Here is a 20,260-nt window from a genome sequence, read left to right as displayed (position 1 = left end):
CGCCTCGGCGGCTGAATAAATCCGCGCGACCAATTGGGCTGCGCGCGTCCGGCGGCTCCGCCGTCAGGCTCTTTCGGTTGCCGCGCGCTCGACGGAGACGGACGCCATCACCGTCATGATCTCCCCCGCCGCCAGCGCGGCGATCACCGCCGGCCGCTTGTCCTTCACCGCGTCGCCGCCGATGGGCGAGACCAGGCGCGAAAACGCCGCCTCCGTCCCGCCGGCGGTCTTCAGATACCAGTTGCGGAACGTCGCCTTCTTGGTCTTCGAGCCGATCATGCCGACATAGGCAGCGTCCTCGCGCGCCAGCGCCTCGGCGACGATGAGGAAGTCGAGCGCATGGTCGTGCGTCAGCACGACGAAGGCCGTACCGGCGGGCGCGTTGCGGACGCATTCCTCCGGCATCGCCGTCAGCCTGGTCTCGATGCCGGCCGGCATGCCTTCCAGCGCCTCGGCGCGGCTTTCCACGACGATCGTCCGCAGCGGCAGCAGCGAAAAAGCCGCCGCCAGCGCCTGCCCGACATGCCCGCCGCCGAACACGTAGACATGCGGCAGCCGCGCTTCCTCGGCTTCCACCGCCGCCAGCAGGTCCGACTTCACGTCGTCGTCCACCCGCCTGATCGACACGTCCACTCTACCTCCGCAGCACTGCCCGATCTCGGGGCCGAGCGGGATGGACAGCACCACCTCACCCTCCCCCTTGTGGGGAGGGTCGACGAGAAGGTCTTGCGAAGCAAGGCGTTCGAGGCGGGGTGGGGGTGCAACACCACGTTCACCCCCACCCCGTCTCGCAATCTTCACTGCGTTACGATTGCTCGCCGACCCTCCCCACAAGGGGGAGGGTAAAGCCCCGCCCAACATCACCCGCGCCTTGTCGATCGCCATAAATTCAAGCTGGCCGCCACCGATCGTACCAAAGATCGCGGTCTTCGACACCAGCATCCACGCCCCCTTCTCGCGCGGCGTGGAACCCTTGGCCGACGCGACCTCGACCAGGGCGGTCTCAGACCCGTCGAGAAATGCACGCAGCTCTTTGGCGATCGATGCCATGGCCTTCTATACCAGAATCCCTAGCCCTTTGCCTCGGCGTTCAGCCGCTCGATCGCCATCAGCACCCGCTCGGGCGTCGCCGGTGCATCCAGCCGTGGGCAGACCTTGTGGTCGGCGACGCTCGCCACCGCGTCCGACAGCGCATGCAGCACCGATATGCCAAGCGGCAAAGGCGGCTCGCCGACCGCCTTGGAGCGGTGAATGGTCGGCTGATAGGCCTCGGACCAGTCGGTCAGCGCCACGTTGAAGATTTTCGGCCGGTCGGAGGCGAGCGGGATTTTGTAGGTCGACGGCGCATGCGTGCGCAGCCGCCCCTTGCCGTCCCACCACAATTCTTCCGTGGTCAGCCAGCCCATGCCCTGGATAAAACCGCCCTCGACCTGGCCGATATCGATCGCCCGGTTCAGCGAGCGGCCGGTGTCGTGCAATATGTCAGTGCGCTCGACGACATATTCGCCGGTCAGCGTGTCGACCGAAACCTCCGAGCAGGCAGCGCCATAGGCGTAATAATAGAAGGCGTGGCCACGGCCCTTGGCTCGATCCCAGTGAATGACCGGCGTCTTGTAGTGGCCAGCGGCCGAAAGCTGGATTCGCGCGACATAGGCCTGCTTGACCAGATCGTTGAAGCTGATCTCCTGGTTGCCGACGCGCACCCGGTTGGGCAGGAAAACCACCTGATCGACCGGCACCTGATATCGCTCCGCCGCGAAATCGGTGAGACGCTGTCTGATCTGCCGCGCGGCGTTCTGCGCCGCCATGCCGTTCAGGTCGGCGCCGGAGGAGGCCGCCGTCGGGGCGGTGTTCGGCACCTTAGCCGTCGTGGTCGCGGTGATCTTGACCCGTTCGAGATCGATCTGGAATTCCTCGGCCACCACCTGCGCCACCTTGAGGTGCAGGCCCTGGCCCATCTCGGTGCCGCCATGGTTCATATGCACCGAGCCGTCATTGTAGACATGCACCAGCGCGCCGGCCTGGTTGGACTCGGTCTTGGTGAAGGAGATGCCGAATTTCACCGGCGTCAGCGACAGGCCACGCCGGATCACCCGGCTGTTGGCGTTGAAGGCGGCGATCTCCCGCCTCCGACCCGCATAGTCGGCGCTCTCTTCAAGCTCCGCGACGATACGGTGGATGATGTTGTCCTCGACCTTCTGGTGGTAGGGCGTGACGTTGCGCTCGCCTGTCGCCCCCATCGGGTCGTAGAAGTTCAGCTTGCGGATTTCGAGCGGGTCCTTGCCGACGGCGAACGCCACCTCCTCGATGACGCGCTCCGCGCCGACCATGCCTTGCGGACCGCCGAACCCGCGGAATGCCGTATTCGAGACGGTGTTGGTGTAGAGCGGCGCCGACTTGGCGTGGACCGCCGGGAAGAAATAGGCGTTGTCGCAGTGGAACAGCGCCCGATCGCCCACCGGTCCAGACAGGTCGGCCGAGAAGCCGGCATTCAACGCGAACATGTAGTCGACACCGAGGATGTTGCCTTCGTCGTCAAAGCCGATGTCGTAGTCGATGGCAAAATCGTGCCGCTTGCCGGTAGCGAGCATGTCCTCGTCGCGGTCGAGCCTGACCTTGACGGCTCTGCCGTGCTTCTTGGCCGCGATGGCGGCGATGGCCGCGCACTGGTTGGCCTGCGTCTCCTTGCCGCCGAACCCGCCGCCCATGCGGCGCACTTCGACGGTGACCGCATGGCTGGGCACACCCAGCACATGGGCGACCAGATGCTGGGTCTCGCTCGGACCCTGGGTCGAGCAATAGACGATCACCTCGTCGTCCTCGCCCGGCACCGCCAGTGAGATCTGGCCTTCCAGGTAAAAGTGATCCTGGCCGCCGAGTTTCATGCGGTTCTTGATGCGGCGGGGTGCTGCCGCGATCGCCGCCGCCGCGTCGCCGCGCCTGAGCGTCAGCGGCGTCGTCACCTGCCTGTCCTTCTCGGGATCGAGGCCCCAGATGTCGATGACGGCCGGCAATTCCTCGTACTCGATCTTCGCCAGCCGCGCGGCGCGGCGCGCCTGCTCGCGCGTCCTGGCGATGACGGCGAACACCGGCTGGCCATGGAACTGGACCTTGCCTTCGGCAAACACCGGATCGTCATGCATACCGCTTGGCGAGATATCGTTCTCACCCGGCACGTCGGCATAGGTCAGCACATCGACCACGCCCGGCGCAGCCCGCACCGCCGTAAGATCGATCTTGCGGATCGTGCCATGCGTCACGTTCGCGAGGCCAAGGCCCGCATGCAGCGTGCCCGCCGGCTCCGGCATGTCGTCGATATAGATCGCCTCGCCGGTGACATGCTTGTGCGCCGAATCGTGGCGCACGTCGGTGTGGACGCCGCCGGCGATCTTTTGTGCCGTAAGGTTGGCTGTGTGCTTGTTCATGGAGCGCCTTTTTCTCCTCGCCGTTTCACGAAGAGGTCCGCAACAGGTCGCGCCTGGGGACAGTTTACTTTTTTCCGGTTGCGCGAGCCCTCGACTGCCGGAGCTTTTCCGCGGAAAGAAAGTAAACTGTCCCCGGCATTCTTCATTTTCACGCCGCCCGCCCGACCTGCACCGGCGCCTTGGTCCCTGACGTCTCGATGAAAAACCGCCTGAGCAGGTTCTTCGCCGCCAGCATCCGGTAGGCGGCCGTGGCGCGCATATCGGTCAGCGGCGTGAAATCCGTTTCGAAGGCCGCAATCGCCGCCTCGACCGTCTGTTCCGTCCACGGCTTGCCGATCAGCGCCGCCTCGACCGCGAAGGCCCGCTTCGGCGTCGCCGCCATGCCGCCGAAGGCGATGCGGATCGCCGCCACAGTGCCGTCGCGCGCCACCGCAAGCCGGAAGGCGCCCAGCGTCGAGGTGATGTCCTCGTCGCGCCGCTTGGACACCTTGTAGACCGCGAATTTTTCGCCGCGCGCCGGCAGAGGCACGATGGCGCGCTCGACGAATTCGCCCGGCTGCCGATCCTGCTTGCCATAGGCGATGAAAAAATCCTCGAGCGGTATCGTCCGCGATTTCGCGCCGCGCCTCAGCGTCAGCCGCGCCCCCAGCGCGATCAGCGGCGGCGGCGTGTCGCCGATGGGCGAGCCGTTGGCGACGTTGCCGCCGATCGTGCCCATGTTGCGCACCTGCTCGCCGCCGATGCGGTTGACCAGCGCGCCGAGCGCCGGAATGCGTCTGGCGAGCAGCGAGAACGCCTCGGTATAGGTGACGCCGGCGCCGATGCTGATCGCGCCGTCCACTTCCGAGATCGTCTTGAGTTCGTCCAGCCCGGCGATGAACACCGCCGGCGCGATGTCGCGCATCTGCTTGGTCACCCACAGCCCGACATCGGTGGAGCCCGCGACGATGGTTGCCTTGGGCTCATCCTTGTAGAGTTTTGCGAAATCGTCGAGCGAACCCGGAACGACAAGCCGCTTCCTGCCCTCGCCGATCTCCACCCTGCTTCCGTCCTTCAGCGCCGAAAGCCGCGCGATGATCGCCTTGCGTTCGGCCATCAGCGGGTCCTTCGCCGCCTTGCCATAGCTGGAAATCGCCTTTGCCGCGCGCACGATCGCCTCGTAGCCGGTGCAGCGGCAGAGATTGCCCTGCAGCGCCTTCTCGATCTCGCCGTCCGAAGGCGTCGCCGACTTCATCCACAGCCCATAGAGCGACATGACGAAACCCGGCGTGCAGAAGCCGCATTGCGATCCGTGGAAATCCACCATCGCCTGCTGCACCGGGTGCAGCTTTCCGTCGCTGCCCTTCAGGTGCTCGATGGTGACGACGTGGGTGGCGTCCAGCGAGCCGACGAAGCGGATGCAGGCATTGACGCTTTCATAGGCGAGTTTTCCGCCGAGGAGCCGGCCGACCAGCACGGTGCAGGCGCCGCAGTCGCCTTCGCCGCAACCTTCCTTGCTGCCGTACAGCCCTCTGTCCAGCCGCAGCCAGTCGAGCAGCGTCCCGTCCGGCGCGACATCGCTCAGCGAAACGTCCCTGCCGTTGAGAATGAAGCGGATTTCGGTCCTGGGTTTCACCTTGGCCACGTCAGCTTCCTCTATAGGTGGAATAACCGTAGGGCGAAATCAACAGCGGCACGTGGTAGTGCGTCTGTTCGGCCAGGCCGAAGCGGATCGGCACCTGGTCGAGGAACGCGGGATCGGGCAGCGCTGTGCCGGCGGCGCGCAGATAGTCGCCCGCGAAGAAGATCAGCTCGTATTGTCCCGTCTTGAAATCCGCCCCTTCGAGCAGCGGCGCGTCGCAGCGTCCGTCGGCGTTGGTCTCGACGGTCTTGAGCAGCCGGTGCGAATTCCCCGATACGCGATAGAGCGCGATCTTCAGAGCCGCCGCCGGCTTGCCGGATGCGGTGTCCAGAACATGGGTCGTCAGCCGCCCGCCTTCCGCCTTCGCCATTCGGCCTCCCTCCAGGGTACGTTCCCATGCGATCATGAATTGTGCGGCAATTAAAGGCCATGCATAAGTCCGGGTGAAGCGGAGCGCCACAAAAAGACTTTCAAATTTTTTGGGGGGATGGCACGCGCGCCACCTTCGATATCCTTCGGTCAAAAGAGGAAACGCCTGGGGCAATGAACCCGAAACGCTACGTCAGGGATATGCGCGGCTACGGCGCGAACCCACCCGATCCGAAATGGCCGGGCGGTGCCCATGTCGCCGTCCAGTTCGTGGTCAACTACGAGGAGGGCGGCGAGAACAGCGTGCTGCATGGCGACGCCGCCTCCGAAGCCTTCCTGTCCGAGATAACCGGCGCGCAGCCCTGGCCCGGCCTGCGCCACTGGAACATGGAATCGATCTACGAATACGGCGCCCGCGCCGGCTTCTGGCGGCTGCACCGCATGTTCACGCAGGCGAACGTACCGGCCACCTGCTACGGCGTCGCCTCCGCGCTCGCCCGGTCGCCCGACCAGGTCGCCGCCATGCAGGAGGCCGGCTGGGAGGTCGCCTCGCACGGGCTGAAATGGATCGACTACCGCGACACCTCAGCCGAGGACGAGCGGGCGCATATGGCGGAAGCCATCCGCCTGCACGAGGAAGTCACCGGCGCGCGGCCGACCGGCTGGTACACCGGCCGCACCTCGGTCAACACGGTTCGGCTGGCGGCGGAGGAAGGCGGCTTCGCCTATATCTCCGACACCTATGACGACGACCTGCCCTATTGGCTCGACCACGACGGCCACGGCAACCCGATCGCGCCGCAGCTTATCATTCCCTACACGCTTGACGCCAACGACATGCGTTTCGCCATCTCGGCCGGCTTCACAAATGGCGACCAGTTCTTCGCCTATCTGAAGGATTCCTTCGACATGCTTTATGCCGAGGGCAAGGCCGGCCGCCCGCGCATGATGAACATCGGCCTGCACTGCCGGCTCGCCGGCCGCCCGGGCCGCGCACTGGCCTTGCAGCGTTTCATCGACTACGTGAAGTCGCACGAGCGCGTCTGGCTGCCGCGCCGCATCGACATCGCCCGCCACTGGCGCGAGACGCATCCCTACCAGGCCCCGTCGCTGCGACCATCACGCATGGATCGAAAGGTGTTCGTCGAAAAATTCGGCGGCATCTTCGAGCATTCCCCATGGATTGCCGAGCGCGCCTTCGAATTCGAGCTCGGTCCGGCGCATGACAGCGCCGGCGGCCTGCACAACGCGCTCTGCCGCGCCTTCCGTTCGGCCAGCGAGGACGAGCGGCTCGGCGTGCTGAAAGCCCATCCCGATCTCGCCGGCAAGCTTGCGCAGGCAAAGCGCCTGACTGCGGAATCGACCTCCGAGCAGGCCAGCGCCGGCCTCGACGCGCTGACCGACGCCGAGCGGCAAAAATTCACCGAACTGAACACCGCCTATGTCGAAAAGTTCGGTTTTCCCTTCATCATCGCGGTGCGCGACAACACCAAGGCGAGCATTCTGAAAACCTTCGGGACACGCATAGCCAGCGACCACGCGACGGAATTCGCCACCGCCTGCAAGCAGGTGGAGCGCATCGCGCGGCTGCGCCTGAACGCTTTGCTGCCAGAATAGAGGAAACGGCATGGCCGGCCCCAGATACACAGCCCCTCCCGGCGGCCATCCCCCGCAGCAGCAGTTGCTGACGGGCCGTGCCGTGTTCACGGAAGCCTATGCGGTGATCCCGCATGGCGTCATGCGCGACATCGTCACCAGCTACCTGCCTTTCTGGGACAAGACCCGCGCCTGGGTCATCGCCCGTCCGTTGTCCGGCTTCTCCGAGACGTTCTCGCAATACATCATGGAAGTCGAGCCCGGCGGCGGCAGCGACCGGCCCGAGCCCGAGCCCGGCGCTCAGGGCGTGCTGTTCGTCATGGACGGCGAGGTGACGCTGACCATCGAAGGCACGGCGCACCGCATGCTGGCCGGCGGCTATGCCTATCTGCCGCCGGGCGCGGCCTGGAGCCTGCGCAACACCGGCGCGGCCACCTGCGGCTTCCACTGGGTCCGCAAGCTGTACGAGCGCGTCGACGGCATCGAGGTGCCGGAGGCCTTCGTGCGCAACGAACAGGACATCGTGCCGCTGTCCATGCCGGGCACAGCCGGCCGCTGGGCGACCACGCGCTTCGTCGATCCCGCCGACATCCGCCATGACATGCACGTCAACATCGTCACGCTTGAGCCCGGCGCGGTCATCCCCTTCGCCGAGACCCATGTTATGGAGCACGGCCTCTACGTGCTGGAAGGCAAGGCTGTCTACCGGCTCAACCAGGACTGGGTGGAGGTCGAGGCCGGCGACTTCATGTGGCTGCGCGCCTTCTGCCCGCAGGCCTGTTATGCCGGCGGCCCCGGAAAATTCCGCTACCTGCTCTACAAGGATGTGAACCGGCACATGAAGCTGGGTCTGCGCGCATGACCAGAATCATCACCGCGAAGCCGCTGACGCGCGAGAACTTCGAGCCGTTCGGCGAGGTCATCGAGGCCGGCACGACCGACGACCATTTCCCGATCAATGGCGGCAAGGCTGAACGTTTTCACGCGCTGGCCACCGCCGACGCCACCGGCCCCAACGCCCGCGTGCTGATCTCGACCGTGCGCGGCACACCCTATGAATTCCCGCTGACGCTCGCTATGGTCGAGCGCCATCCCTTCGGCAGCCAGGCCTTTATCCCGCTCGGCGCGCGACCCTTCCTGGTCGTCGTCTGCCACGACGAGGGTGGGAAACCCGGCATGCCGCATGCGTTTCTCGCCGCATCCGGACAAGGCATTAACTATCCGCGCAATTCCTGGCATGGCGTGCTGACGCCGATCGGCGAAGCGCAGGATTTTGCCATTGTCGACCGTGGCGGAGACGGCAATAATCTGGAAGAGTTCTTCTTCGACGAACCCTACGAAGTCCGGCTGCCAGACTGACCATCACCGAGTGAGGCCATGACCGACGTTTCGCTGATCGACCGCCTGCTCGACGTCATCGAGGACGACATCGTTCCGAAGACCGCCAACGGCGTAACCCACGGCAACAAGCTGTTCGGCGCCGCGATCCTGCGCAAGGACGACCGCTCGCTGGTCATGGCCGAGACCAACAACGAGACCGAAAACCCGCTCTGGCACGGCGAGGTTCACTGCCTGAAGCGGTTCTACGAGATGCCGAAGGCCGACCGGCCCGACACCAAGGATTGCCTGTTCATAGCCACCCACGAGCCCTGCTCGCTTTGCCTGTCGGCCATCACCTGGACCGGCTTCGACAATTTCTACTACCTGTTCAGCCACGAGGATTCGCGCGACAGTTTTGCAATCCCGCATGATCTCAAGATCCTGAAGGAGGTCTTCACCCTCGGTCCGGGCGGCTACAACGCCGAGAACGCCTATTGGAAAAGCTTTTCGATCCGCCGCCTGCTGCGCGACCTGCCCGAGGACGACCGCAAGCGGCTGGAAGCGCGCATCGCCGGCATCTCGCGCCGCTACGACGACCTGTCGGCAGAATACCAGGACGGCAAGACCGACAACGACATCCCTTTGAATTGAACACCGTCGCGGGGTTGCGGATCGCGGGCCATCATAGCCTGGCCTGCTGCGCTGCCCTATGGAACTACCGGAGAGAGGGCGAAAATCCTCAGCGCCCCTTCCACACCGGGTCGCGCTTTTCCGCAAAGGCGCGAAACCCTTCCTGCCCGTCTTCCGAGGCATAGAGTTCGTCGACCGTGCGGAATTTGCGCTTGGTGATCCAGTTCATCGCATCCTGGAAGGTCATGGCCTCGGCCTCACGCGCCACCTCCTTGATCGAGGCAAACACCAGCGGCGGCCCGGAGGCGAGCAGCCGGGCGATCTCCCACACGCGATCCTCCAGTTTTTCCTTCGGCAACACCTCGTTGACCAGGCCCCACCGATGCGCCTCGGCCACGTCCATCCAGCGGCCGGTAAGCAGCAGGTCCATGGCGACGTGATACGGAATCCGCTTCGGCAGCTTCACCGTCGCGGCATCGGCCAAGGTGCCGGCGCGGATTTCCGGCAGGGCAAAACTCGCATGATCGGCGGCGTAGATGAGGTCGCAGGACAGTGCCAGTTCAAAACCACCGCCGACCGCCATGCCGTTGACGCAGGCAATGACCGGCTTGTTCATGTCGCGCAGTTCCTGCAGCCCGCCGAAGCCGCCGACGCCATAGTCGCCATCTACCGCATCGCCGCCCGCGGCCGCCTTCAGGTCCCATCCAGCCGAGAAGAATTTTTCGCCGGCCGTCTTCACGATAGCCACCCTCAGCTCGGGATCGTCGCGGAAAGCGCGAAACGTCTCGCCCAGCAGCCGAGAGGTTTTCAGGTCGATGGCGTTGGCTTTCGGCCGGTCCAGCGTGACTTCGACGATCGCGCCCTCGCGCCGGGTGGTGACGATTTCGGTCATTGCAGGTTCTCCAGCATTCCCTCCCCCCTTGAGGGGGAGGTGGCCGCGAAGCGGCCGGAGGGGGTTGGTGCGGCAGTGCTCCACATCCTGCGGCCGTCCAGGCTATCATATCGCAGCGGTATCGGCATCACAGTCGGTTGGTGGCCACGGAGGCGACCCCTCCCCGATCGGCTCCGCCGATCGACCCTCCCCTCAAGGGGGAGGGGGACGCCAAGCTTGCCACCATCAACGCATCCGCGACCCAGGCGCCCTCGGCGCAGACGATCAGCGGATTGACGTCCAGTTCCTCGATTTCACCGGCATGCGCGAGCACGAAACCGGCCAGTTTTTCGATCGCCCCTACCGCCGCATCAAGATCGGCCTTCGGCCGCCCACGGAACCCGTCCAGCAGCGGAAACAGTTTCAGCCCGCGAAGCGCCATCTCGATCTCAGCCCGCGACGCCGGCAGGAGCAGGGTCGCCGAATCCTTCAGGAGCTCCACCAGCACGCCGCCCGAACCCAGCGTCATCACCGGCCCGAACAACGGATCGCGCGTAAAACCAACGATCAGCTCGGCCACGCCCCCCTGCACCATGCGCTCGACATAGAGCCCGCTGCCCAGCGGCAGCAACACTTCCGCAGCCTCGCCGACCGACGCGGCATCGCGCAGATTGAGCTTCACCGCTCCGGCCTCAGACTTGTGCGCCACGCCCATCGCCTTCAGCGCGACCGGGTAGCCAAGCGAGTCAGCGGCGGCGATTGCCTCGTCGACGCTTGCCGCCCGCCGGCCGGCCGGAACCAAAACGCCGGCCTCTGCGAGCAGCGATTTCGCGGCGGCTTCGTCGAGCGTTCCCTCCCCCTTGAGGGGGTCCGAAGGACGGCCCGAAGGGCCGGGTGGGGTCGCTGCGGCAGTGCTCCACGTTCTGGCGGTGCCTTCTGAAATGACCCCCACCGCCCGCTTCGCGGGCACCTCCCCCTCAAGGGGGGAGGAATTGCGCCAGGCCACGCCGATCATCGCCGCCGCCTCCGCCGCATCGAGCGCCTCGGCGATCCCGTAAAGCGGCACCATGCCCCGCGCCATCAGGCCCGGCGCATAATCCTCCGGCAGGTTTTCCGGCAGCGAGGCCAGCACCGCGCCCTTCGCCCCATGCGCCTTCAGCCCGCTTTCGAAGGCGTTGAGCGTCGTCCACCAATCGACATCCGAGCAGCGGTCGCGGCGCGGGAAATCCAGCACGAGGATGTTGAGGTCGAAGCCACCCGAAACCATCGCCCCGAAGGTGGCGGTCATCGCTGGCTCGTTGTTCCAGATGAAGGTATGGTAGTCGAGCGGGTTGGCCACCGCCACCAGCGGCCCCAGCGTCGCCTTCACCCGCGCCCGATGCTCATCGGAAAGCACGGGAAACCCGACCTTTCGCCCCTCGGCGCTGTCCGCCATCACAGACGCCTCGCCGCCCGAACAGCTCATCGACGACAGCCGATAGCCGCCAAGCGGTCCATGCGCATGCAGCAGTTTCAGTGCCTCCAGGAAAGACGGGATGGAATTGACCCGCGCGATGCCCAGCCGTTTCAGAAAAGCGTCCGACGCTGCATCCGAGCCCGCCAGAGAAGCGGTATGCGACACGGTGCCGGCCCGCGCCTGCTCGGAACGGCCGATCTTCATGGCGACGATGGGCTTTTTCAGTTCCCGCGCCCGCGCCGCAAGTCTTTCGAATCCGTCGACCTTGTCGAACGCCTCGATATGCAACCCGAGCACGGAAACGCGGGAATCCTCGATCAGCCCCAGCGCCATCTCGGACAGCCCGGTCTGCGCCTGGTTGCCGGCGGTCATGATGTAGGAGACCGGCAGGCCGCGCGCCTGCATCGTCATGTTGATCGCGATGTTGGACGACTGGGTGATGATCGCCGCACCCGTCGCGCCCTCGGCCAGGCGGATGCCGCCATGCTGGTCCGGCCACAGCAGCGCGCCGTTGGCATAATTGATCAGCCCGTAGCAGTTCGGCCCGATGATCGGCAGGTCGCCCGCCGCCTCCAGAAGCGCCTGCTGCAGCCCCTCGCCTTCCGCGTCATACGCCCCCGTCTCGCGAAACCCCGACGCGAAACACACCGCCCCGCCCGCTCCCTTTTCACGCAGCGCCGTCACCATCTCGATGGTGAGATGGCGGTTCACGCCGATAAACGCCGCATCCGGCGCGCCGGGGAGTTCGGCCACGGTTTTGTAGGCTTTCACCCCCTCGACCTCGGTCTTGCTCGGATGCACGGGCCAGATGTCGCCGGCAAAACCCATCTTCAGGCATTGCTTGACGACATTCGTGCCGAATGCCCCGCCGCCGATCACGGCGATGGACCTTGGACGCAGCAGGCGTTCGAGGCGGTTCATTTGCGCCGACCTCCCCTTCTCCCCTTGTGGGAGAAGGTGGATTGGCCGAAGGCCAAGACGGACGAGGGGTGTTGGACGGAGCGCCAAGCTGGAACACCCCTCATCCGACCTCGCTTCGCTCGGCCACCTTCTCCCACAGGGGGAGAAGGGAGAATCCGCGTCGGCCCCATCATCCGCCCACCGCCCTGAGCAGCGCCCGGCTGATAATGTGCCTCTGGATTTCGCTCGTGCCTTCCCAGATGCGCTCCACCCGGGCGTCGCGCCAGATGCGCTCCAGCGGCAGGTCGTCCATCAGCCCCATGCCGCCATGGATCTGGATCGCCTCGTCGGCGACATAGGCCAGCACCTCGGTGGCCTTCAGCTTGGCCATCGCCATGTCCTGGTCGGTCACCGTGCCCTGGTCGTATTTCCAGCCGGCCTCGAACACCATCAGATCGGCCGCCTTCAACTCCGTCGCCATGTCGGCCAGCTTGAACGACACGCCCTGGAATTTTCCGATCTGCTGGCCGAACTGCTCGCGCTGCGCGGCATATTCGATCGCATGGCGCAGCGCACGTTCGGCCCGGCCGAGACAGGTGGCGCCGACCTGCAGGCGCGTCGCGCCCAGCCAGGAATTCGCCACCTCGAAACCCTTGTGGACTTCTCCGAGCACCTGCTCCTTCGGCAGCCGGCAGTCGTCGAACTCCAGCACCGAATTGGTGTAGCCGCGATGCGACACGTTGCGATAGCCGTCGCGCACGGAAAAACCCTTGGTCCCCTTGTCGACGAAGAAGGCCGTAATTTTTTTGCGTTTTCCCCGTGACGATTCTTCCTCGCCGGAGGCCATGAAGACGATGGCGAAATCCGCCAGGTCTGCGTGGGAGATGAAGTGTTTTGTGCCGTTGAGCACCCAATCGTCGCCATCCTGCACGGCTGATGCCTTCATGCCGCGCAGGTCCGAACCCGCGCCCGGCTCGGTCATGGCAAGACAGTCCCACTTCTCGCCGCGGATACACGGGAAAAGATATTTTTCGCGCTGCTCCGGCGTGCCGGCGAGCAGGATGTTGGAGGGCCGCGCCACGCAGGTCCAGTGCAGCGCATAATTGGCGCGGCCGAGTTCCTTCTCGTAGAGCAGCCAGGTCACCGTATCGAGCCCCGCCCCGCCGACATCCTCCGGCATGTTGGCGGCATAGAGCCCGGCCGCGGTCGCCTTGGCCTGTAATTCCTTGATCAGGTCCATGCGCAGATGGCCGGTGCGCTCCACCTCCGCCTCGTGCGGATAAAGTTCGTTCTCGACGAAGGCCCGCGTCGTCTCGACGATGAGTTTTTGTTCCTCGGAAAGGCCGAAATCCATGGTCAGGCCTCCGCCAACGTTGAGCGGCTGGCCGTCGGGGACAGTTTACTTCTTTCCGCGGAAAGGCGGAGGTGCTTCAAGGCTTGTGCAGGCGGAAAGAAAATAAACTGTTCCCTGCATTCTTCCTTCGAGCCGCAATCCATCGTCTCAGCCCTTCTTCTTTTTCTTCGGCTTTTCCGCCCTGGCCTTCTCGGCGGCTTTCGACGCCTTCGGCTTCGCCGCCAGCTTCGCAAGTTGTTTCGTATAGCTGTTGTGAAGCTCGCCGGCGCCCCAGCCCTTGCCCTTGTTCTGCCTGGCCAGCGCTTCCATGATGGCGACCAGATTGTCGTCGCGGATCTTTTCCAGTTCGCGGATCGACCATTTGCCGGACTGCTCGTCCGACTGCGTGGCGATAAGGTCGACCAGTTCGTCGTTGAACTCCGGCACGTCCATCAGCTTGGTCCACGGCCAGGACAGGCAAGGGCCGAACTGCGCCATGAAGTGGCGCATGCCCGCCTCGCCGCCGGCGACGCGATAGACCTGGAACATGCCCATCTGCGCCCAGCGCAGGCCAAAACCGTAGCGCATGATGTCGTCGAGTTCCTCGACCGAGCAGATGCCGTCCTTGATAAGCCAGAGCGCCTCGCGCCAGGCGGCCTCCAGCAGACGGTCACCGACAAAAGCCTCGATCTCCTTGCGGATGACCACCGGCTTCATGCCGATCGAGGCATAGATCTCCTTCGCCATCTCGACGGCTTCGGGCAGCGTGTCCTTGCCGCCGACGATCTCGACGATCGGCAGCAGGTAGACCGGGTTGAACGGATGGCCGACCACCAGCCGCTCCGGCCGCTGCATCGCCGTCTGCATGTCGGAGGGTTTTATGCCGGAGGTCGAGGAGCCGACCAGCGCATTGGCCGGTGCGTGTTTGTCGATCTCGGCCAAGACCTTGTGTTTCAGGTCGAGCCGCTCCGGCACGCTTTCCTGGATGAAATCGGCATCCTTGACCGCCTCGGCAATGGTTTTGGCGAAAGTCAGCTTGCCTTCCCTGGGCAGACCGTCCGGCAGCATCTGCCTGTAGGCGCGCCGCGCGCCCTTCATCACCTCGCCGACCTTGCGGGACGCTTCCGGGTCGGGATCGTAGATCGAGACGTCGATGCCGTTGAGCAGCAGGCGCGCGACCCACCCCGCCCCGATCACCCCGCCGCCGATTGCCGCTGCCTTGCTGACGATGCTCATGCGTTTGCTCTTTGTCTTGCCGTTTCGGGATCGGTCGGCGCCACGCGCACACCTGCGCGGATGACCTGGGGATCATAGGCTTTTCGCCCGAAAACCTCCGCCACGATGGGTCGGAAAAAATCGACGCCGAAGGTCTCGTAGTCGGGGTCGAAACTCGACTGGTCCCAGCGCTCGCAGAACTGGTCGCAATCGTCGAAATAAGCGTGCCCGGCAAATCTCTCCCGCGCGTTGCGGTCGCCGCCGAGATGATGCGCACAATACAGCCGCTGGAAGTCGCCGTGCTTCTCGACCACCCAGGTGCATTGCTCGCGCACAAAGGGTTTCAGGATCGTCGCGGCATATTCGTCGTGGTTGTACGGCGCGTAGATGTCGCCGATGTCGTGCAGCAGCGCGCAGGCGATCCAGTCAGCATCCGCACCGTCGCGCCATGCCCGCGTCGCCGCCTGCAGCGAATGGCCGAGCCGTGTGACCTTGTAGCCGGAAAGACCCTCGTCGAGTTGCACCAGCGCATCGAGCAGCCGCTCGCCGGTTTTTGCGGCATAGTCGGTCTCATGCGCGGTGAGGAACTCGTACTCCTCGCGCGTCCCGTCCTTCATCGCCGTGAATTCGACCGTCCTCACTACCGGCCTCCCTGCCGATGCCCTCAGCTGCCTACGATTGGAGCGGCGCCCGCTTCGTCAAATTCAGCTTCCTGCGCACTTCCTCCGGCCCGAGCACGCGCGCGCCCATGTTCTCGACGATCGACACGGCCCGCTCCACCAGTTGCGCGTTGGTCGCCAGCACGCCCTTGTCGAGCCACAGATTGTCCTCCAGCCCGACCCGCACATTGCCGCCGGCCAGCACCGCCGCCGCCACATAGGCCATCTGGTTGCGGCCGATGGAGAAGGCCGACCACGTCCAGTCCGAAGGCACGTTGTTGACCATCGCCATGAAGGTGTTGAGGTCGTCCGGCGCGCCCCACGGCACGCCCATGCAGAGTTGCACCAGCGCGTCGGACTTCAGGACGCCCTCGCTCACCAGCTGCTTGGCGAACCACAAGTGCCCGGTGTCGAAAGCCTCGATCTCCGGCTTGACGCCCATCTCGGTCATCATGCCGCCCATGGCGCGCAGCATGCCCGGCGTGTTGGTCATCACATAATCGGCTTCGTTGAAATTCATCGTGCCGCAGTCGAGCGTGCAGATCTCCGGCAGGCACTGGCGCACATGCTCGACGCGGTTCGACGCGCCGCCCATGTCCGTACCCTTTTCGCTGAGCGGCAGCGGGCTTTCGACCGGCCCGAACACCATGTCGCCGCCCATGCCGGCCGTCAGGTTCAGCACCACGTCGACGTTGGCGTCGCGGATGCGTTCGGTCACCTCGCGATAGAGCGAAACGTCGCGGCGCGGCTTTCCCGTCTCGGGATCCCGCACATGGCAATGAACGATCGCCGCTCCCGCCTTCGCCGCGTCGATCGCAGAATCCGCGATTTGCTTGGGCGAGCGCGGCACATGCGGGCTGCGATCCTGCGTTCCGCCTGAACCGGTGACGGCGCAGGTGATGAAGACCTCGCGGTTCATCGAAAGCGGCATGAAATTCCCTCCAACTCCGGCGAGAATGCCTTACTTGCAAAGACGTGCCTTTACACTTTACGAAATACAAATGGCGAAAAGCGAAAAGGCATCGATCTTCCAGCCGGAACGCCGGACGCTTTCGGTCACGTTCCTGGTCCTGTCCGGCTCCTCCATCATGTGCGTCGCCTCGGCGATCGATCCGCTGCGCGCCGCCAACCGCGTCAGCGGCGAGACGCTGTTCGACTGGAAAACCGTCTCGCTTGACGGCACGGCCCCAATCACGACATCCGGCCTGCCGGTCGCCGTCTCCGGCCCGTTCGATCCGGCCGAGCGCACCGATGTGCTGGCGATCATCGGCGGTTTTGGCACGCGCGACCATGGCACCTCCGGCCGGCTCGCCGGCATCCGCCGTGTCGCCCGCTCGGCGCGCGCCTATGGCGGCATCGAGGCGGGTTCCTGGCTGGTCGCCCGCGCCGGCCTGCTGGAAGGCCGCGCCGCCACCACGCATTGGGAAGACATGGAGGATTTTTCCTCCGCCTTCCCGGGAACCGACGTGCGGCCCGACCGCTATGTCATCGACGGTCCGGCCTTCACCGCCGGCGGCGCCTCCCCCACCTTCGACCTCATGCTGCACCTCGTCCGTTCCCGCCTCGGCATGGCGGTGGCGCTCGATGTCGCCTCGGTCTTCATCTACGATCAGGCGCGCGCCGCCACCGACGCGCAGCCGCTGGTCTCGCTCGGTCGCCTCGACGGCTACGACCCGCGTCTGGCGCAGGCGATCAGGCTGATGGAGACCCACATCGACCAGCCGCTCACCATCTCGGCCATCGCCCGCCGCGCCGGGGTGACGGCCCGCACGCTGGAAGGCGTTTTCAGCCGTTCGATCGGCGAGACTCCGGGCGCCTATTACCTGCGCCTGCGCCTCCACGCCGCGCGGCGGCTGGTGCTCGACACGCGCCTCGCCATGGCCGACGTCGCCGCCCGCTGCGGTTTTTCAAGCTCCGCCGCCTTCTCCCGCGCTTTCTCACGGGCGTTCGGCAACGCGCCCACCGCCATGCGCCGCTGATCGTCCGAGGATGCGCTAAGGAATGGCCGCATTGAAGACGATACGCAGATGGTATATATCACGGACTATACCGTACTGGAGGCGGTCCATGACCCACGTAGCCAAGCTGTTCAAGAACGGCCGCAGTCAGGCGGTCCGTTTGCCTGCCGAGTTCCGTTTCGAGGGGACCGAGGTCGAGATAAGGCGCGATCCGGAAACGGGCGAGGTCATCCTGTCCGAACGGAAGCCGCAAAAATCCTGGGACGAATTCTTCCGCCTCCGCGATCTGCTCGATCTGCCCGCCGATTTCATGAAGGACAGGGATCAAGGCGTCTCCCAGCGCGACGACATCTTCGATGAGCTTTAGCCATCTGCTCGACACCAACACTTTGGGTGCCCTGATAGGAAGCGGGTCGAACAAAGCCGATGCCCGGCTGAGGGATCACCACCCCGGCGATATCTGTCTTTCGGTCGTCACCGAGGGCGAGGTTCTCTTTGGTCTGGCGAAATCGCCGGACGCGACCCGGATTGCCTCCTTGATGCGCGCCCTGCTGGCCAGTTTCACGATCCTGCCCTGGACGAGTCAGACCGCTGCCGTTTACGGGACTTTGCGTGCTGATCTCAGGCGACGAGGGATAAGCCTTGGCCCTCTGGACATGATGATCGCCGCGCATGCCGTCGAAATCGGCGCGGTACTGGTCACCAGCGACAAGGCGTTTGGAAACATCCCCCAACTGCGCGTGGAGGACTGGCTGAACGGGTGAGACCGATACGTCGGTGCAGCGCGGGGATGATGCTTTCGTCGGCGTTCAGCCGGCCTTGCTTTCACCCTCGATGCGCTGGCGCATCCGCTCGGCCAGCACCTTCTCCAGCCGCCGGGCGACGCCGGCGTCCCAGGCGTTGCGTTTGCCCTGCGGCGTTTGCAGCACGACGGGAAGCGCCAGCAGGCGGTCGACGATCGAGTCGTCCTCGCCGAACCCCTCGAAAATCTCGGCGTCGAGGCGGCCCGGCAGCGCGTGATCGGTGCGATTCGTTTCCATGCCGCAAAGCATAGAGCCGGTTCGTGACAGACCGAAGGCAAGCCCGTGCAGGAAATGTGGTTCGCCGCGCCGTGCCGTTCCAAACCCGTGCGGTTGCTGGAAAAACGCATCCCGGAAACTTTTCGTGAGCGGTCCGGCGCAGGGTGCGTCCTTCGACATTCAGGCTCCGCCAGACTCCTCCGCGAACAGTTCCACCGGCTCGGAGCGTCCCCGCAGGGAGCGCTGACCCATGCAGCGCCATTGTCCCGCCGCCTCGCCGGCAAGCCGCAGCGCATGGGCCGAGATCAGCAGCGGTTCGCCCAGAACCTTTGTCTCGCTCTCGACGCGGCTCGCGACGTTGACGGCGTCGCCCAGCACCGCGAATTCGAGCCTTGCCGCGGCGCCGACAATGCCGACGAACGCCTCGCCGGCATGGATGCCGATGCCGACGCGGATCGGCGCGTCGCCGTTCAGTCCGCGCGCGCCGTTCCAGGCGCCGATGGAGGCGAGGATCGCCCGGGCGCAGCCGATCGCCCGCGCCGCATCGTCCGGGCGGCCCTCCGGCACGCCGAACACCAGGAACGCCCCGTCGCCGATGAACTTGTCGACCACGCCGCCATGCTGCCTGGCCGCATCGAGGATCAGCGCGCGATAGTCGCTGATGATGCCGACCAGTTCGTCTGGCGCGGCGTTCTCTTCCAGCGCCGTCGAATCCCGCATGTCGACGAACATCAGCGCGACCTCCGCCTTGCGCCCGGTGCGCAGGGCGCCCGCGGTGCTGGCCGCCATCAGCGGCGCCAGTTCGGTCGGCACGAACCGGCTGAGATTGACGCGGTTGGCAGTCTCCGCAACGGCGTTCATCAGCATGCGGCGGCCGCGCGCCGCGGCGAGGATGAAGACGCAGGCGGTCAGCACGAACATGACGACGCGCATCACGTTCGGCGCGCGGCTGAACAGCGTGTCGATCGTCTCGGCCGACTGGTAGAGCGAATCGTCGACGGGATTGGCCACCGCCACCGCCAGGATCGAGCCCGCGGCGAACAGCAGCGACGCGCAGACCTGCACCGCCGGCCGGAAGCGCAGCATGTTGACCGCCAGGAACAGCGGAATGGCGCTGACCACCGGGAAGGCGAAGGCATAGGCCGCCGGCAGCAGGGAGACGCGCGAGGTGAAATAGAGCAGCATCGTCACCATCGCGGCATCGATCACCGCCGCCAGATAGGCCATCCAGGAACGCCATATGCCGACCCGCAGGAACAGCAGCGTGGCGAAGCCCGATGCCAGCACGATGCAGGTCATGAAAGTGGCGTAGGCGATCAGCGGCTCGAGCGCTTCCAGCTGGCCCGCATCGCGGCGCGCCAGCGAGCGCAGCCCGACCAGCAGCACGATGCCGACGATCAGGCGGACCACGCTGGCGATGCGCTCCGTCATCGTATCGGCCTCGGCCAGCAGCGCGTTGGCGGTCTGGTCGCTCAGGGATCGCATGGCGGAAACTCCCAACGGCATCGCCATGCACGGATATGCAGCAGGGAAACGCCGCGGGCAATGGCACGCGGCGGGCCGCGACATTCTGGCAGCCGCCCGTTCCGACGGTCGGGCCGCCGTTGCCGTCGGTGCCGGCTTCTAATCCGCCGCTCCCTCGGCGATCTCCCGCCAGCGCCGAAGCGCTGCTTCGCGGCTGCGGGCCATGGCCTCGATCTCGCGGTCCTGATAGTCGCCGGAAGCGACCCACAGTCCCATGCCTTGCTGCCGGATGCTCACGTCGAACGGGCGTCCGCAAACTGTAACCTGCATCTTGCGCTCCATGGCTTCACCGTGGGTTTTGCAAACATCCGGGTTTCCCGGTGCCATCATGGGTAGTGCCTCTTGCTGGGTCGGAAGGTGCAGC

General features: G+C 65.4%; 20 protein-coding genes. 7 read left to right on the top strand and 13 right to left on the bottom strand.

Annotated features, from left to right (window positions below; genetic code table 11):
• Window positions 1–63: 63 nt before the first annotated feature.
• The 4 genes from xdhC to uraH all read right to left on the bottom strand — a co-directional run bounded on the left by xdhC (window position 64) and on the right by uraH (window position 5,416).
• Window positions 64–1,050 (bottom strand): xanthine dehydrogenase accessory protein XdhC, encoded by a 987-nt coding sequence (xdhC, locus tag ACSBOB_RS05605; RefSeq protein WP_442581469.1) that lies wholly within the window; start codon window positions 1,048–1,050, stop codon window positions 64–66.
• A 20-nt stretch (window positions 1,051–1,070) separates the two neighbouring features.
• The gene (gene xdhB / locus ACSBOB_RS05600; RefSeq protein WP_442581468.1) at window positions 1,071–3,425 is read right to left on the bottom strand and encodes a xanthine dehydrogenase molybdopterin binding subunit; all 2,355 of its coding nucleotides are present in this window, start codon (window positions 3,423–3,425) and stop codon (window positions 1,071–1,073) included.
• A gap of 148 nt (window positions 3,426–3,573) precedes the next feature.
• A complete protein-coding gene (xdhA, locus tag ACSBOB_RS05595) occupies window positions 3,574–5,049 on the bottom strand; it encodes a xanthine dehydrogenase small subunit (protein WP_442581467.1) in 1,476 nt (491 codons plus the stop codon).
• Between the two features lies 1 nt (window position 5,050).
• A complete protein-coding gene (gene uraH / locus ACSBOB_RS05590) occupies window positions 5,051–5,416 on the bottom strand; it encodes a hydroxyisourate hydrolase (RefSeq protein WP_442581466.1) in 366 nt (121 codons plus the stop codon).
• A gap of 173 nt (window positions 5,417–5,589) precedes the next feature.
• On the opposite strand from uraH, the gene puuE reads away from it, so the two are divergent.
• From puuE to ACSBOB_RS05570, 4 genes are read left to right on the top strand one after another with little or no spacing between them, the layout of a single operon-like run.
• Entirely contained in the window at window positions 5,590–7,032 is a 1,443-nt protein-coding gene (puuE, locus tag ACSBOB_RS05585; protein ID WP_442581465.1) for an allantoinase PuuE, read from the top strand.
• Between the two features lie 10 nt (window positions 7,033–7,042).
• Window positions 7,043–7,873 carry a bifunctional allantoicase/(S)-ureidoglycine aminohydrolase gene (locus tag ACSBOB_RS05580; RefSeq protein ID WP_442581464.1) on the top strand — a complete coding sequence of 277 codons (831 nt, stop codon included), beginning with the start codon at window positions 7,043–7,045 and terminating at the stop codon, window positions 7,871–7,873.
• The gene (locus tag ACSBOB_RS05575) at window positions 7,870–8,370 is read left to right on the top strand and encodes an ureidoglycolate lyase (protein ID WP_442581463.1); all 501 of its coding nucleotides are present in this window, start codon (window positions 7,870–7,872) and stop codon (window positions 8,368–8,370) included. The genes ACSBOB_RS05580 and ACSBOB_RS05575 overlap by 4 nt, the downstream gene beginning before the upstream one ends.
• A gap of 18 nt (window positions 8,371–8,388) precedes the next feature.
• Window positions 8,389–8,982: a nucleoside deaminase gene (locus ACSBOB_RS05570; protein ID WP_442581462.1), complete on the top strand. Its 594-nt coding sequence runs from the start codon at window positions 8,389–8,391 to the stop codon at window positions 8,980–8,982.
• Window positions 8,983–9,070: 88 nt separating this feature from the next.
• Here ACSBOB_RS05570 and ACSBOB_RS05565 read toward each other — a convergent pair whose 3' ends face one another.
• From ACSBOB_RS05565 to ACSBOB_RS05540, 6 genes are all read right to left on the bottom strand, one after another.
• Entirely contained in the window at window positions 9,071–9,853 is a 783-nt protein-coding gene (locus ACSBOB_RS05565) for a carnitinyl-CoA dehydratase (RefSeq protein WP_442581461.1), read from the bottom strand.
• Window positions 9,854–9,980: 127 nt separating this feature from the next.
• Window positions 9,981–12,209 (bottom strand): acetate--CoA ligase family protein, encoded by a 2,229-nt coding sequence (locus tag ACSBOB_RS05560; protein ID WP_442581460.1) that lies wholly within the window; start codon window positions 12,207–12,209, stop codon window positions 9,981–9,983.
• Window positions 12,210–12,378: 169 nt separating this feature from the next.
• On the bottom strand, window positions 12,379–13,542 hold the full coding sequence (locus tag ACSBOB_RS05555; protein ID WP_442581459.1) for an acyl-CoA dehydrogenase family protein: 1,164 nt from the start codon (window positions 13,540–13,542) through the stop codon (window positions 12,379–12,381).
• Between the two features lie 147 nt (window positions 13,543–13,689).
• The gene (locus ACSBOB_RS05550) at window positions 13,690–14,757 is read right to left on the bottom strand and encodes a carnitine 3-dehydrogenase (protein ID WP_442581458.1); all 1,068 of its coding nucleotides are present in this window, start codon (window positions 14,755–14,757) and stop codon (window positions 13,690–13,692) included.
• Window positions 14,754–15,377, bottom strand: a complete 624-nt coding sequence (locus ACSBOB_RS05545; protein ID WP_442581457.1) for an HD domain-containing protein — start codon at window positions 15,375–15,377, stop codon at window positions 14,754–14,756. The genes ACSBOB_RS05550 and ACSBOB_RS05545 overlap by 4 nt, the downstream gene beginning before the upstream one ends.
• A gap of 31 nt (window positions 15,378–15,408) precedes the next feature.
• Complete coding sequence (locus ACSBOB_RS05540) at window positions 15,409–16,326, bottom strand: 3-keto-5-aminohexanoate cleavage protein (protein WP_442581456.1); 918 nt, start codon at window positions 16,324–16,326, stop codon at window positions 15,409–15,411.
• A gap of 70 nt (window positions 16,327–16,396) precedes the next feature.
• Here ACSBOB_RS05540 and ACSBOB_RS05535 point away from each other — a divergent pair, with 70 nt between their 5' ends.
• From ACSBOB_RS05535 to ACSBOB_RS05525, 3 genes are all read left to right on the top strand, one after another.
• Entirely contained in the window at window positions 16,397–17,374 is a 978-nt protein-coding gene (locus ACSBOB_RS05535; RefSeq protein ID WP_442581455.1) for a GlxA family transcriptional regulator, read from the top strand.
• Between the two features lie 88 nt (window positions 17,375–17,462).
• The gene (locus ACSBOB_RS05530) at window positions 17,463–17,720 is read left to right on the top strand and encodes an antitoxin (protein ID WP_442581454.1); all 258 of its coding nucleotides are present in this window, start codon (window positions 17,463–17,465) and stop codon (window positions 17,718–17,720) included.
• Window positions 17,710–18,117 carry a type II toxin-antitoxin system VapC family toxin gene (locus ACSBOB_RS05525; RefSeq protein WP_442581453.1) on the top strand — a complete coding sequence of 136 codons (408 nt, stop codon included), beginning with the start codon at window positions 17,710–17,712 and terminating at the stop codon, window positions 18,115–18,117. Before ACSBOB_RS05530 ends, ACSBOB_RS05525 begins: the two co-directional genes overlap by 11 nt.
• A gap of 45 nt (window positions 18,118–18,162) precedes the next feature.
• Here the strand turns inward: ACSBOB_RS05525 and ACSBOB_RS05520 are convergent, their stop codons facing one another.
• The 3 genes from ACSBOB_RS05520 to ACSBOB_RS05510 all read right to left on the bottom strand — a co-directional run bounded on the left by ACSBOB_RS05520 (window position 18,163) and on the right by ACSBOB_RS05510 (window position 20,166).
• Entirely contained in the window at window positions 18,163–18,552 is a 390-nt protein-coding gene (locus ACSBOB_RS05520) for a hypothetical protein (RefSeq protein ID WP_442581452.1), read from the bottom strand.
• Window positions 18,553–19,857: an adenylate/guanylate cyclase domain-containing protein gene (locus ACSBOB_RS05515; protein WP_442581451.1), complete on the bottom strand. Its 1,305-nt coding sequence runs from the start codon at window positions 19,855–19,857 to the stop codon at window positions 18,553–18,555.
• A 138-nt stretch (window positions 19,858–19,995) separates the two neighbouring features.
• Entirely contained in the window at window positions 19,996–20,166 is a 171-nt protein-coding gene (locus tag ACSBOB_RS05510; protein ID WP_442581450.1) for a hypothetical protein, read from the bottom strand.
• Window positions 20,167–20,260: the final 94 nt, after the last annotated feature.

The sequence above is a fragment of the Mesorhizobium sp. KACC 23794 genome (assembly GCF_052180275.1).
Taxonomy (GTDB): domain Bacteria; phylum Pseudomonadota; class Alphaproteobacteria; order Rhizobiales; family Rhizobiaceae; genus Kumtagia.
Note: the sequence above shows the minus strand (reverse complement) of the source record. Positions and strands in the feature narration are given on the sequence as shown.